This window comes from Microbacterium sp. VKM Ac-2870 (assembly GCF_015350795.1).
GTDB lineage: Bacteria > Actinomycetota > Actinomycetes > Actinomycetales > Microbacteriaceae > Microbacterium.
On sequence record NZ_JADKSH010000003.1, the window covers coordinates 376,383 to 389,982 of the forward strand.

13 protein-coding genes are annotated in these 13,600 nt (G+C 70.6%); 4 read left to right on the top strand and 9 right to left on the bottom strand.

The genetic code is table 11. The annotated features are described in order from the left end of the window. Positions 1–67 precede the first annotated feature (67 nt). Positions 68–1,045: an acetylxylan esterase gene (locus tag ITJ43_RS09110; protein ID WP_194583523.1), complete on the top strand. Its 978-nt coding sequence runs from the start codon at positions 68–70 to the stop codon at positions 1,043–1,045. A 36-nt stretch (positions 1,046–1,081) separates the two neighbouring features. On the opposite strand, the gene ITJ43_RS09115 is transcribed toward ITJ43_RS09110, so the two are convergent. From ITJ43_RS09115 to ITJ43_RS09135, 5 genes are all read right to left on the bottom strand, one after another. After that, positions 1,082–1,876 carry a uroporphyrinogen-III synthase gene (locus ITJ43_RS09115; protein WP_194583524.1) on the bottom strand — a complete coding sequence of 265 codons (795 nt, stop codon included), beginning with the start codon at positions 1,874–1,876 and terminating at the stop codon, positions 1,082–1,084. 220 nt (positions 1,877–2,096) lie between these two features. Then, positions 2,097–2,369 (bottom strand): hypothetical protein, encoded by a 273-nt coding sequence (locus ITJ43_RS09120; RefSeq protein WP_194583525.1) that lies wholly within the window; start codon positions 2,367–2,369, stop codon positions 2,097–2,099. After that, positions 2,359–2,769: a phage holin family protein gene (locus ITJ43_RS09125; protein WP_194583526.1), complete on the bottom strand. Its 411-nt coding sequence runs from the start codon at positions 2,767–2,769 to the stop codon at positions 2,359–2,361. Before ITJ43_RS09125 ends, ITJ43_RS09120 begins: the two co-directional genes overlap by 11 nt. Position 2,770: 1 nt before the next feature. Further along, positions 2,771–3,166 carry a hypothetical protein gene (locus tag ITJ43_RS09130; protein ID WP_194583527.1) on the bottom strand — a complete coding sequence of 132 codons (396 nt, stop codon included), beginning with the start codon at positions 3,164–3,166 and terminating at the stop codon, positions 2,771–2,773. A 109-nt stretch (positions 3,167–3,275) separates the two neighbouring features. Further along, entirely contained in the window at positions 3,276–4,739 is a 1,464-nt protein-coding gene (locus ITJ43_RS09135) for a protoporphyrinogen/coproporphyrinogen oxidase (RefSeq protein WP_194583528.1), read from the bottom strand. Between the two features lie 57 nt (positions 4,740–4,796). Here ITJ43_RS09135 and ITJ43_RS09140 point away from each other — a divergent pair, with 57 nt between their 5' ends. After that, a complete protein-coding gene (locus ITJ43_RS09140) occupies positions 4,797–7,682 on the top strand; it encodes an ATP-binding protein (RefSeq protein WP_194583529.1) in 2,886 nt (961 codons plus the stop codon). A 23-nt stretch (positions 7,683–7,705) separates the two neighbouring features. On the opposite strand, the gene ITJ43_RS09145 is transcribed toward ITJ43_RS09140, so the two are convergent. From ITJ43_RS09145 to ITJ43_RS09155, 3 genes are all read right to left on the bottom strand, one after another. Then, complete coding sequence (locus tag ITJ43_RS09145) at positions 7,706–8,530, bottom strand: ABC transporter permease (RefSeq protein ID WP_194583530.1); 825 nt, start codon at positions 8,528–8,530, stop codon at positions 7,706–7,708. Then, positions 8,527–9,558 (bottom strand): ATP-binding cassette domain-containing protein, encoded by a 1,032-nt coding sequence (locus ITJ43_RS09150; RefSeq protein ID WP_194583531.1) that lies wholly within the window; start codon positions 9,556–9,558, stop codon positions 8,527–8,529. Before ITJ43_RS09150 ends, ITJ43_RS09145 begins: the two co-directional genes overlap by 4 nt. A gap of 116 nt (positions 9,559–9,674) precedes the next feature. Then, on the bottom strand, positions 9,675–10,889 hold the full coding sequence (locus ITJ43_RS09155; RefSeq protein WP_194583532.1) for a citrate/2-methylcitrate synthase: 1,215 nt from the start codon (positions 10,887–10,889) through the stop codon (positions 9,675–9,677). A 78-nt stretch (positions 10,890–10,967) separates the two neighbouring features. Between ITJ43_RS09155 and ITJ43_RS09160 the strand changes: the two genes are divergently transcribed. Next, positions 10,968–12,143: a citrate/2-methylcitrate synthase gene (locus ITJ43_RS09160; protein WP_194583533.1), complete on the top strand. Its 1,176-nt coding sequence runs from the start codon at positions 10,968–10,970 to the stop codon at positions 12,141–12,143. Next, complete coding sequence (locus ITJ43_RS09165; protein ID WP_194583534.1) at positions 12,140–12,724, top strand: HhH-GPD-type base excision DNA repair protein; 585 nt, start codon at positions 12,140–12,142, stop codon at positions 12,722–12,724. Before ITJ43_RS09160 ends, ITJ43_RS09165 begins: the two co-directional genes overlap by 4 nt. 136 nt (positions 12,725–12,860) lie before the next feature. Here ITJ43_RS09165 and ITJ43_RS09170 read toward each other — a convergent pair whose 3' ends face one another. Then, positions 12,861–13,586, bottom strand: coding sequence for a GNAT family N-acetyltransferase (locus tag ITJ43_RS09170; RefSeq protein ID WP_194583535.1), 726 nt, complete (start codon positions 13,584–13,586; stop codon positions 12,861–12,863). Positions 13,587–13,600: the final 14 nt, after the last annotated feature.

Here is a 13,600-nt window from a genome sequence, read left to right on the forward strand (position 1 = left end):
TGCGAGCGATAGTGTGGAGAGCCAGCTGTGCACGATGCGCTGGTGACCCGCGAGCACGGAGCCAGCGATGCCAAGATTCGACCTCGATCCCGCCGCCCTTCGGGAGTACCGGCCCGATGTGCAGGAGCCCGACGACTTCGACGACTTCTGGTCGCAGACCCTCGCCGAGGCACGCCGTGCGGGCTCTGAGGTGACGATCGAGCCCGTGCCCACCGTGCTCACGACCGTCGACGTCTTCGACGTCACCTTCTCGGGCTTCGGCGGTGAGCCGGTGAAAGCGTGGCTGCACACTCCCCGACGCGATGCCGGTGCACCCCCGCTCGCGACCGTGATCGAGTTCAACGGGTACGGCGGCGGCCGAGGACTTGCCACCGAGCGGCTCGGCTGGGCCTCTGCGGGATATGCGCATCTGTTCATGGACACGCGCGGTCAGGGATCGACCTGGGGCGCCCCCGGAGCGACGCCCGATCCGCACGGCACGGGACCCTCCACCAACGGGTTCATGACGCGCGGCATCGAGGCGCCGGCGGACTACTTCTACCGCCGCGTGTTCACCGATGCCGTGCGACTGATCGATGCGGCGCGGACACTGCCCGTCGTCGATCCGGCGCGCATCGCCGTGACGGGCGGCAGTCAGGGCGGCGGCATCACCCTCGCTGCGGCGGGACTGAGCGAAGGACTCGTCGCCGTCATGCCGGACGTGCCGTTCCTCTGCCATTTCGAGCGCGCCATCGGCTTGACCGACCGAGAGCCGTACCACGAGGTCGTGCGCTACCTGTCGGTGCACCGCGGCGCGACACGTCGTGTGCTCGAGACGCTGTCGTACTTCGACGGCGTCAACTTCGCGCGCCGCGTGAGCGCGCCCGCGCTCTTCTCCGTGGGGCTACTCGACCCGGTGTGCCCGCCGTCGACCGTTTACGCGGCGTACAACCACATCGACCGGGGCGACAAGCAGATCCGGGTCTACGACTTCAACGAGCACGAGGGCGGCCAGGCGTTCCAGTGGGAGGAACAGGCGCGGTTCCTCGGCGCGCTGACCGACTGAGCCCGCCGGCACGGACCGCTGGAGGTCGCCGGTCGGTCAGAGGTGGAACTCGTCGGTCGCGTGAGGCAGGGGGAAGTTCGATACCGCCGTGATCAGCCCGTCGACAGTCTGCTCGCGTGCTACGGCGCTGACACCGAGGCCGACCTTTCGGGCGTCCTTGGCCGTGCGCGGCCCGATCGCCGCAATGACGGTGGCATCGGGGATCTCGGGGAACTGCAGACGCACCTGCTCGGCCACGGAACCGCTCGTGATGAGGATGGCGTTGATCCGCCCGTTCGCCACGTCGTGGGCGATGCGCTCGGTGACGGGCACTCCTACCGTGCGATACGCGACCACGCTGCGCACGTCGTGACCGGCCTCGCTGAGGCGGCGGGTGAGCACGGGCTTCGCGATCTCGCTTCGCAGAGTCAAGATGCGCCGGGGCTCCGGTTCCAGCCCGATGAGCTGCGTGGCCATTCCGGCGGCGGAGTTGTCTTCGTCGGGAACGAGGTCGACGCGGTATCCGACGGCCGTCAGTGCGGCAGCGGTCGTCTCGCCCACGGCAGCGACCCGCGTCGTGGCCGGAATCACCGCCCGGTAGGCGTACAGGACGTCGACCGTCGTCGCGCTCGTGAGCGTCACCCAGTCGAACGCGCCGGCCGCGAGATCGGCGAGAGCCGTCTCGAGGGTGGCCTGGTCGGTCGACGGGGCGAAGTTGATCAGCGGCGCGATCACCGGCACCGCTCCTTGCGCGCGCAACGTTGCCGCCACCGAGTCGCCCCAGGGTCCTCCGCGCGGCACGAGCACACGCCACCCCTTGAGGGGCTTCGCGGCGTGCGGGTCAGACATCATGCTCGACTTTCGTGGTGCTCAGTCGGAACGCGCGGAGTCGCGCGCCGGGCAACGACGAGACGGTGCAGGAATGCTGCGGCTCGGGACGTCGCCAGCAGCTTGCGCACCATTGCCGCTGCCTGTGAGAGAGCATACCCCGGGGCGCACGGCGTTCGGACACGGGGTTGACAGGGCTTTTCGCACCCGCCTCAGAGTGCACCCGCTCTGCCGCGGACGCCTGTCAGCGGGTGTACGCCCGAACGATTCCCCACACGGTGAGGCCGACGAGTGCGGCAGCTCCGAGCACGACGGCGGTGGCCTGAGACGGGTTGCGCTGTGCGAACCGACGGGCATCCGTGACGCCGCGGTCGGTGGCCTTGGCCACCCGCTTCGGCACGTTCGCCTTCTCTTCGATCGCTGCCAGCGCAGCCTTCAGCTCCGCACGGGCGCTCTCCACCGGATCGGTGATGCCGAGGGCGACGGCGGTGCGGGGAATGGGCTGGTCAGAACTCATCGGCCACGTCCTTCACGATGCGCGCGTCGACCTTCACAGCGTCGACGGGATTGGTGGAACGACTCAGGTGCTTGAAGCGCAGCAGACCGAGCCAGGCGAATACCAGCGCACCGACCAGCGCGATGACGACGATGATGAGGCTCGCGACCCACGCCGGCATCCACGACGAGAGACCGATGATGGCGAAGGCGGCAAGCGCGGGCAGCGACCAGAAGAGGAAGAAGAGGGCGACGATGAACCAGACGCCGCCCATGCCGGCATCCTTGCCCGCCTTCTTCGCCCAGTTCTTGGCCGAATCGACCTCGGCGACGACGAGGTTGCGCACGAGTTCGGGCACCTCGCCGACGAGCGTCAGCAAGCTGTCGTCAGAACGATCGCGAAATCCCCGGGACACAGTCATGTCAGTCGCTCGCTACCTTCTTGGCTTCGGTCTTCGCCTCGGCGACTGCCTTGTCCGCAGCCTTCTTCACTTCGGCTGCCGTCTTCTCAGCGCCGCGCGCCACGTCGTCGGCGGAGGCGCGTCCGGCCTTGATGGCCGAGTCGAGCTTCTGGCCCGGCGAGCCATTGCGGCGTGCCGCGCGGGAGACTTTGACGGCACCGTCCCAGAGGGCGCTCGGCAGGGCGAGAGCGGCGGATGCGCCGAGCTCTTTGGCTTTGGCGACCTGCTTCTGCACGGGCGGAGTGTTCCAGAGCTTGAGATAGCCGGACTTGATCTGCTCGTAGCGTTCACGCCCCGCACGGGAGCCCAGCACGTAGCCGGCGGCGAGTCCCACGACGATCCCGATCTTGCCCTTCATGGCGTCTCCTCATGTTCGACCCCGTGATGCTTCGTCTTTACAGGGTAACCCCAATATTCCGATTCCGGCATCCGTCGGGCCCGGGGCTGTCCCCTGGGCGCCGTCTGTGCTAGGAACGCCCCCACAGCACATCGTGACGCACGCGTTCCAGCTCGTTCACGGCGTCGGAGACGACCCCGGCGACACCGCCTCCCGCAAGCCACTCGCCCACGGCGACGATGCCCGGCACCGCCGAGATGCGGGCTCGCGCTGCCGCGATGCGCTCGGCATGGCCCACCATCGATGCGGGCGGCGAGAGGATGACGCGGCGATGGGCGGCGGCGCGCACCGCACCGAGCTCCGGCCACATCCGTTGCACCTCGCTGGCCGCGGTCTCCACGGGGTCGGTGGCCTGATCAGTGAGATCCAGCGTCACGCGGAGAACACGGCGGCCGGCGCCGGCGGCCGTCGCCACGCTGGCCCATGCGGCGGTCGCATCGATGACGGATGCCGCGGCCATCGTGCCCGGCACCGGGTACACGGTCGCGGCCCGCGCAGGTGAGGCGGTGGGGGTGGCATCCATCACGAGCGTGACCACGTCGCGGACGCACGTCGAGGGCGTGTCGAGCTGCACCCCGTGGGGAGCGAGCAGGTGGGCCGTGGTCGCCGCGTCGGTCGCGAGGACCACGATGTCGGCGACGAGCGGTTCGGCGCCGGCGTCGGCATCCGCCTCTTCGCCCTCACCGGCGAGAGTGACCAGCCATCCGTCGCCCGTAGGCGAAAACCCCGTCGCGCGCGCATCGACGCGGATGTCGGCGTCGAGCACGAGAAGTCGCTCGGCCAGCGCCTCGACCAGGCGCGAAAGCCCACCGCGGAGCATCGCGCGCCGCGCGCGAGCGGATGCCGCCTCCGACGGCTCGGGCAGCAATTGCGCGACCGCACCGGCGAGGGAGCCGACGCGGGTGAGGGCGGCGCTCAGTCCGGGAACGGCGAGGTCGACGTCGATGTCGTCCGGGTCGACGCCGTACGTTCCGACCGTGATCGGCGCGACGAGGCGATCGCGCACGCGCGGTCCCATACGCGTGCGCACGAGTGCTCCGAGGCGGCGCTCGCGCCCAATGGTCAGCGGCGGGCGCAGCCGATCGAGGTACGCGCGCCAGACGCCGGCTGTGCCGACGAGCTGCCGCACGGGGGTGGCCCAGGTGTTTGCGGGAATGCCCGAGCGATTCGCGGGGAGGGTGACGAGGCGCAGGGGGCCGCCGGCGGCGGACGTAGAGGATGCGGGCACGGCGACCGCGATCGACCCGTCGGCGGCGGGTTCGACCGCGTCGTGTAGACCGAGTTCGTCGATGAGGGCTCCGAGCGGACGAGCCGAGACAGAGAAAGCCTCGGCGGCCAGATCGATGCGGATGCCGTCGAGCTCCGCCGTCTCGATGTCGCCTCCGATCCGGCCGCGCGCCTCGACGAGCGTGACGGGCATGCCGATGCGTGCGCACTCCCACGCGGCGGTCAGCCCGGCAATGCCCCCGCCGATGACGACGACACGGGTGGTGTGGGCACGGCCGGCCAGGTCGGGTTCGGTGTGCGCGGTCACGCGTCCATCCTCCCATCCCCCCGAAGACCAACAGCGGCCCGCCCCTAGAGTGGAGCCGTGCGGCTCACCTACTTCGGCGGACCGGCGTGGGATGCCGGGCCTCTGCCGGCGCGCGGACGCGGTCAGGAGACGCTGCTGTTCCGCCTGGCGATCGATGCCGGCACCGTGGTGTCCGCTCGCGCACTCACCGACGACCTGTGGGCGAACGATGCCCCGGACGATCCGAGGGCCGCCCTGCAATCGTTGATCTCGCGCCTTCGGCGAGCCCTCGGCGCGGAACTGGTCGAGGCCGTGTCAGGCGGCTACCGGCTGACGCTCGAGCGCGACGACGTCGATCTCACCCGTTTCCAGGACCTCGTGGCCCACGCCCGGCGGGACAGCGACGGCCGCGCCGCGGCACGCGCCGCGCTCGCCCTCTGGAGCGGGGAGCCGTGGGTGCCCGAAGGGTTCGATTGGGCACGACGCGACCTGCTGGAAGACCGCGCTCACGCCGAGCGGATCGCGGGCGCTGCGACCACAGCCGCCGGTGCACCCGCCGCCCCGACAGCTCCCCGCACCGCCTCGGCGACCGTGCCGGCCGCCCTCGCGCCGCTCATCGGGCGCACGAGCGAGTTGACCTCGATCGCCGCCCAGCTCGAGGCCGAGCGTCTGGTGACGGTGCTCGGTCCCGGCGGCGCCGGCAAGACCACCCTTGCTCTGGAGACCGCGCGGCGCACCGCCGACGCGCTGTTCGTCGAACTCGCTCCCGCGGCTCCGGCCGAGGTGTGGGCCGCCATCGCGGCCGCGGCGGGTCGCGGCATCCGACTCACCGACAGCCAGCGGGTTGAGGAGAGCGACAACGACCGCGTCATCGAGGCCCTGCGCGGGCGGGAGATGCTCGTCGTGCTCGACAACTGCGAGCACGTGAGTGCGGAGGCCGCCTCCGTCGCCCGCGAACTGCTGACGACACTGCCGGGCGTACGGATCCTGACGACCAGCCGCGAGCCACTCGGGGTGCCCGGTGAGGCGTTCGTCCCGCTCGGGCCGCTCGCCCACGACGATGCCGTCGAGCTCTTCGCCCGGCGCGTCCGGGCCGCACGGGGCGCGGCGCCCGAAGAGGCGGAGGCGGAGAGCGTGTCACGCATCGTGCGGCGGCTGGACGGCATGCCCCTCGCGCTGGAACTGGCAGCCGCGAAGGCGCGCACCCTCACCCTCGACGAGATCGACGCGGGGCTCGACGACCGGTTCGCACTCCTGAGCTCGGGCCCCCGCGCCGCGGACCCGCGGCATCAGACGCTCCGCGCCCTCATCGACTGGAGCTGGGAGCCGCTTCCGACGGACGAGCGGACGGCGCTGACCGCGGCATCGGTGTTTCCCGACGGCATCGGCATACGGGATGTTACGGCGGTCGCCGGCGCCTTCGAGATCGACCCCGGCGCGTTCGACGCTCTCGTCGACCGCTCACTGCTGACCCGCGCGAACGGCCGGTTGCGACTGCTCGAGACCGTGCGTGAATACGGACTCGAGCGCCTGCGAGACACGGCCGGCGAGCACGACGCGCGTCTGCGGGCCGCCACGGTGCTCGCCCGCCTGGGCCGAGATCAGGACGATCGGCTGCGTGGGCCGGGGGTGAAGGATGCCCTGGCCTGGTTCGACGCCAACGACGAGTCACTGTCGGCGGCCATCCGTTTCGCGCGGGATGCTGGCGCCACGGGCGACGACGGCCCGCCCGAACTGCGCACGCTCGGGCGCGAGCTCGTGCGCGTGACGGTCTGGCCGTACTTCATGCGCGAGCGGTTCGCCGAACTGCGCACCGAGATCGAGCTCTTCGCCCGTGGCGACGGCGTGCCCGAATCCGAAGCGGCGGTCGTGCTCGACGCGTTGCTGCTGATGCTGCCGACCTTCACCGCCCCGCCGGGCGCCGACGCTCTCACCGCGGAAGAGGTCGTCGAGATCGGACGCCGAGCCGTCGATATCTCGGCCGGCGCCGCGCGACACCGCTCCGACCTGGGCCTGGCTCTCGCCGCACTCGTGCGCGCGGCGGCACGCTCGCTCGTCGAGACCGGTGGACGCCGCATCCGGTCGTGGAACTTCTCGGCGCGCGACGACGAGGTGCGCGAAGCGCCGGCGTGGACCGACGCGTTCCTCACGGTGCTCGACGCCGCCTCGGCCCAGAACAGCGGCGACGCCGCGACGCTCGACACCGCCAGCGCCGATGCGCTGCAGAAGTTCACCGCACTCAACGACCCGTGGGGGCTGGCCCTGGCCAGCCAGATGCGCTCCGAGTGGCTCGTGCTGCAGGGCCGTCTCGACGAGGCGCTCGCCATCTCCGATGCCGCCGCGGCCGGGCTCGCCGGGCTCACGTCGGTGTGGGACACCATCCAGCAGAGTGCGCTGACCCTCGGCATCCTGGTGCGGCTCGGCCGCTTCGAGGAAGCCCACAGGCGCCTGGAGGAGGTGCGGCGCCTCGCGGAGTTCGACGGTTCCGACCGGGCCATGTTCCAGTTCCGCACGGCCGCAGCCTCCGTGGCGCTGGCTGAAGAGGATGCCGACGAGGCGCTTCGTCACCTCGATACGATCCCCCCTACCGACAACGGCGCACCCGAGATTCAGCTGCGGGCCTGGACGTCCGCCCGTCGCGCACAGGCGTTGGTGATGAGCGGGCGACACGACGACGCGCGCGCGGTGCTCCGCGAGGCGCTGCCGCTCGCCTTCGCGTCCGACGATCAGCCCATCGCCGCCGACGTCGTGCTCGCCACGGCCGGGTGGCTCGTGGCGGTGGGCCGGATGGATGCCGCTCGTCGCGCCGTCGCCGCCTCGGTGCGCCTGCGCGGCGGCGCCGACCAGGCCGATCCCGCGTTCGCGCGGCTGCGTGCGGCGCTGGGCGACCCGGATCCAGACCTCGCTCTGCGCGACGCCGAAGGCGGCGAGGACCTCGAGGTCCTCACCGCCTTCCTGGACTGAGCGTCCATGCGAGGTCGATCGGCTCACGCCTTGCGCATGTAGGCGCGCACGGTCAGCGGGGCGAAGACGATGACGATGACCGCAGCCCCCAACAACGAGGTCCAGAAATCAGTGCCGATGGTGCCGGCGTTCGCCAGATCGCGCACCGCCGTGACCAGGTGCGAGATCGGGTTGATGTTCGCGAACCAGGCCAGCGGCGCGGGGAGCGAGTCGATCGGCACGTAGGCGTTGGAGAGGAACGTCAGCGGGAACAGGATCAGCATCGAGATGCCCTGCACGCTGGACGCGGTACGGGCGATGACCCCGAAGAACGCGAAGATCCAGCTGATGGCCCACGAGCACCCGATCACCAGGAGCCCCGCCACGACCACATTGCCGATGCCGCCCGCCGGGTGGTAGCCCATGAAGAAGCCGACGACGAAGGTGATGGTCGTCGCGATCGCGTAGCGGAGCGTGTCGGCCAGCAGGGCGCCCGACAGCGGCGCGATGCGCGCGATCGGCAACGACCGGAACCGGTCGAACACCCCCTTGTCCATGTCTTCGCGCAGCTGCGTACCCGTGACGACCGATGTCGTGATGACGGTCTGCACCAGGATGCCGGGGATCAGCGCCGGCAGGTAGCTCTCGACGTTGCCGGCGATGGCACCACCGAAGATGTAGGCGAACATCAGCGTGAAGATGATGGGCTGCACCGTCACGTCGACCAGTTGTTCAGGGGTGCGGCGGATCTTGACGAGGCCGCGGTAGGCCATCGTGAGGGTGTTCTCCACCGTCTGGCTGAAGCTCGTGCGGTTGGAGAGCCGGCGTTCGGATGCCGGAGTGATGGGCGTCAGGGCGATGGTGGTCATGCGCGGACCTCCGTGATGGGAGCGTTGGCGGTGTGGGCGTCGACGGACGCGGAGCCGGTATCGGCGGCGTCGGCCGGTCGACCCGTGATGGTCAGGAACACTTCGTCGAGCGTCGGCTTCTGCACGCTCATCTCGGTGAGATGGATGCCGGCCTCGCGGAAGGTGATGAGGAGGTCGGCGACACGATCGGCGTCGGCCATGGGAGCGGTGACGCGCGAGGCTTCGGGCGAGAGCGCGCCGTGCACGCCGAGCACCTGGGAGATTGCGCGCAGCGCGTCGTCCGCATCGGCAGGGTCGGCCAGTCGCAGAATCAGCGATGACGTTCCCACCGAGGCCTTCAGGTCGTCGGCGGTGCCCTCGGCGACCACTCGCCCGTGATCGATCACGGCGATGCGGTCGGCGAGCTGGTCGGCCTCGTCGAGGTACTGGGTCGTCAGGACGACGGTCGATCCGCTCGCGACCAGCTCACGGATGGTGTCCCACATCTGGCCGCGCGTACGGGGGTCGAGACCCGTGGTCGGCTCATCGAGGAAGATGAGCGGCGGCTGGGCGATGAGCGACGCCGCCAGATCGAGGCGTCGGCGCATGCCGCCGGAGAACTTCTTCAGCGGACGGCGCGCGGCATCCGTCAGGGCGAAGCGGTCGAGCAGGTCGACCGCCTTGCGCTTCGCGTCGACGCGGGAAAGGCCCAGCAGGCGCCCGAAGATCACGAGGTTCTCGGTGGCCGAGAGGGTCTCGTCGACCGAGGCGAACTGGCCCGTCACACCGATGAGCTGACGGATCACGTTGGGTTCGCGGACGACATCGTGGCCGAAGATCTCGGCCCGGCCGCCGTCGGGTCGCAGGAGCGTGGCGAGCATGTTGATGGTGGTGGTCTTGCCGGCGCCGTTGGGGCCGAGCACACCGTAGACCGTGCCGGCCTCGACCGAGAGGTCGACGCCGTCCACGGCTCTGTTGTCGCCGAAGACCTTGACGAGGCCTTCGGCGCGCACCGCGAGGGTGGGCGTTGAGGAGGAGGAAGTGGTCATGGCATCCACTGTGCGCCGGGCGCTCTGCCGCCCCGCTGTCACGGGTGGGATGGCGCTGTCATCGCGCTGTCACGTGCTCATCGCGGGTGGCGCGGGTGGCGCGGCCGTCACTGCCGTCACAGGGGGCCGACGTACCGCCCGCGAGGGCGCAGGCGCAGCGGCGGCTCCGCCTCCTCCGCGATGGCGTGCGTGATCCATCCCGCCGTCCGCGCGACCGCGAAGACGAGCGCACCGGCGTCCACCGGCATCCCGGCGGCCACGGTCAACGCCCCCAGCGCAAGGTCGACGTTCGGTTGCAACCCGGTGGGCGCCATCGCCTCGGTCAGCGCCGCGACGGCAGCCGTCGTGCGGACATCGAGCGCGTCGACGAGCGGAAGAAGCGCGGCGGCGCGCGCGTCGATCGCACGATAGAGCGGCTGACCGAATCCCGGAACACCGCGGCCCGTTCCGCGCAGACCCGCCCTGATCGCGACATCCGCCGCCTCGCCGTCGCGGACGGCGGCGATCAGCCGTGCCGCGTCGGTACTGGCCGTACCGTGCAGGGGCGAGTCGAAGGCGCCGAGCGCGGCGGTCACCACCGCGTATGACGAGGCGCGCGCCGAGGCCGCGATCCGTCCGGCGAACGTGGATGCCGCGAGGTCATGGTCGATCGACAGCACCATCGCCGCGTTGATCGCCGTGAGCTCGGCGGCGGTCGGTGCGGCTCCGCTCAGCGCCTGCCAGACGGCGGCGGGCACAGTCATCTCCGGCGCTGCGGCGATCGCGTTGACCGCGAGGGCCCGGGGAACGCCGGCGAGGAGGATCTCGCCGACTCGGGCGAGCGCGTGCGACCCGATCTCGTCGCGAAGAGGGTCGGCGATCGCGAACGCGCGAACGGCGAACACGACGCGGTCCAGCAGCGGCGCGGCGCGTGGCAGGCTCGCCACGATCCCTCGGGCGGTCGAGACGAACTCCGGAGGTACCGCGAGGCGCCGCGTGTCGTCGAGCGCCGCGCCGGGTCCGCCCCACAGCCACGCCGCGACGGCGTCGAACGGATGCTCTCGCGCCAGCCGCGCTGCGGGAATGCCGCGGAGGTACAGCTCATCGTCCTCAACGAGTGCCACGTCGGTGTCGAGCACCATCAGGGGCTTTCCGGGTGACCCGGTCTGCGGCAGCGGGCTCCGCCGTCGACGCGCCGCGAAGGCCTCGACCTCGAGCGCGTCGAAGGTCGAGCCGCGGGCGTCCCGCTCCCGCGAGAGCAGCCCGCGGGAAACGTACGCGTAGAGGGTCTCCACCTTCACGTCGAGCCGGGCGGCCGCTTGGGCGGCGGCGAGACGCGGGGGAGCAGTCATCTTGATCCGATCAACGTTGACGAGGGTGTGATCAACTCTCACACTGATTCTCGTCCGAACCGAGCCCGGAGGTGTCGCATGGCCGTGAAGCTGGATCGTCTCGACGAGAACCTCATCGACGTGCCCCGCGGTCTCGCGAACGTCGTCGTCGCAGAGACGGCGATCGGCGAGGTATGCGGCGGTGAGGGCCACTACCACTACCGGCAGTACTCCGCCACGGAGCTCGCCCGCACCGCGAGCTTCGAGGACGTGTGGTACCTCTTCCTGCACGGGGATCTCCCCGACGTCGCCGCCCGCGCCGACTTCGCCCGGCTCCTCGCCGATCCCGAGATCGCGGCGACCGCGGCGCGAGTCGTCAACGCTCTGGCGCCGCAGCATCCGGATGTCCTGCACGGTCTGAAGGCGGCGCTGCCCCTCATCGCGGCGGAACGCGGGATGCAGCCCGTGTACGACGTGGATGTCGCCGCGCGGCGGAGCGACGCGCTCGTGCTGACCGCGTCGCTTCCGCATGTGCTGGTCGGGCTGTGGCACGCGGCCTCCGGCGCTACCCCGCGTCCACCGCTCACCGCGCTTTCGGACCGCGGCGTCGTCGCGAACTATCTGTACCAGCTCACCGGGCGCGTCCCGACGCTCGACGAAGAGTACGCCCTGACCGCATACCTCGTGTCGGTCGTCGATCACGGACTCAATGCGTCGACGTTCACGGCGCGAGTCATCGCATCCACCGGCGCCGACGTGGCATCCGCCCTCGCCGGCGCTCTGGGCTCACTGTCCGGGCCCCTCCACGGGGGTGCGCCGTCGCGTGTGCTCGATGCGCTCGACGCCGTCGGCCCCGAGCCGGACGCCATCGCGTCGTGGATCCGCGGCGAGATATCCGCGGGCCGCCGTCTGATGGGCTTCGGCCACGCCGTCTACCGCGCGAGCGATCCCCGATCCGAACTGCTGAAGTCCATCGCCCGGCAGCTGGGCGGAGAACGCACCGCGTTCGCCCTGCGGTTCGAAGCCGAGGCCGAACGCGCGCTCGCGGAGGCGAAGCCGGGGCGACTGCTGCACGCCAACGTGGAGTTCTACGCGGCGGTGGTCTTGGAACGCGTCGGCGTCCCGCGCGAGATGTTCACGCCGACCTTCGCACTCGCACGCACCATCGGCTGGGCGGCGCACATCCTCGAGCAAGCGTCGGATCCGAAGATCATCCGCCCTTCCGCCCGATACGTGGGTCCCCCGCTCGTGACGAGTGCGACCATGGAGGCATGAGCCTGCACATCACCGACGATCCGGCCGCCGACACCCTGCTCACCGACAACCCGCTGGCGCTGCTGATCGGGATGCTGCTCGACCAGCAGGTCGCGATGGAGACGGCATTCAGCGGTCCGCTGAAGATCCAGCAGCGTATCGGCGCGGTGGATGCCGCGACCATCGCCGCGTACGACCCCGACGCTCTGGTCGCGGCCTTCCAGCAGTCACCGGCCGTGCACCGCTACCCCGGATCGATGGCCGGTCGCGTGCAGACGCTCTGCCAGGCGCTCGAGCAGGACTGGGACGGCGATGCCGCAGCGCTCTGGACCCAGGGCGACCCCGACGGCACGACCGTGCTGAAGCGATTGAAGGCACTGCCGGGCTTCGGCGAGCAGAAGGCGAAGATCTTCCTCGCCCTGCTCGGCAAGCAGTACGGCTTCACCGGCGCCGGCTGGCGCGAAGCTGCGGGTGCCTATGGCGAAGACGGCTCATACCGCTCGGTGGCCGACATCGTCTCGCCCGAGTCACTGGCGAAGGTGCGTGAGTTCAAGAAGGCGGCGAAGGCGGCGGCATCCGCGGCGAAGACCCCGAAAGGCTGACGGGTCTCGATTCCTCGCTGCGCTCGTCGCTCAACGACCGGAAGGGTCGCGCCGCCGCCCCGGGGAAGGAAATCTGCCCGCGGCAGGATTTTCTGGCCTGGATCTGCCTGTTCTCGGCAGATCGCCTGTCGCCGGCTCAGCCCTGGACGAAGAGGTAGCCGCGCTCATCGTCGAAGCCGCCGATGACGAGGCCGCGGCCGTAGTGGCCCAGCATCTCCTCGCGCACGCGTAGACGCCAGGCGGCCGCATCGACCGGGTCGCTCAGGCGCAGCGCTTCGATGTCGTCGGGAATCTGCACCGTCGCTACGACGTCCGTGGCATCCGGTTCACGAACGGGGGCCGAGGCGAGCGCCCACGACACCAGCAAGCGGTCGCTGTCGACGCCCTGACCGTTCTGGTCGAGTTCGGCGCCGTCGTACGCCGAGCCGTACTGGTCGACGAGGTACTGGGTGAAGCGCACGCCGATGGTCTTGGCGTTGAAGTGGGCGTTGCGGCGCACGAGCGGGTCGAACGTCCAGGTGACGGTGCCGATGTCGCGGGCGATCGCCCACTGGCGCTGCTGCTGCTTCAGCAGGCGCCCGAAACCACGCCGCTGGTACTCCGGCAGCACGCCCGTAACGTGCGAGTGCATCGCATGCTTCTCTGGCGGCGAGAAGAAGGCGACGGATGCCCCGACGATGCGGTCACCGTCGTACAGGCCCACGACATAGTTACCCGAGTACTGCAGGGCGCGCATGAGCGGCGCGGGCATGGGGTCACGCCCACCCCAGATGTCGACGAGCACACGGTGCGCGGCGAAGATCTCGTCGAGCGTGTCGAGATCGCGGATGCTGAGAGGGGACTCGGAGGCGCCGGATTCCATGCCCCCACGCTAGC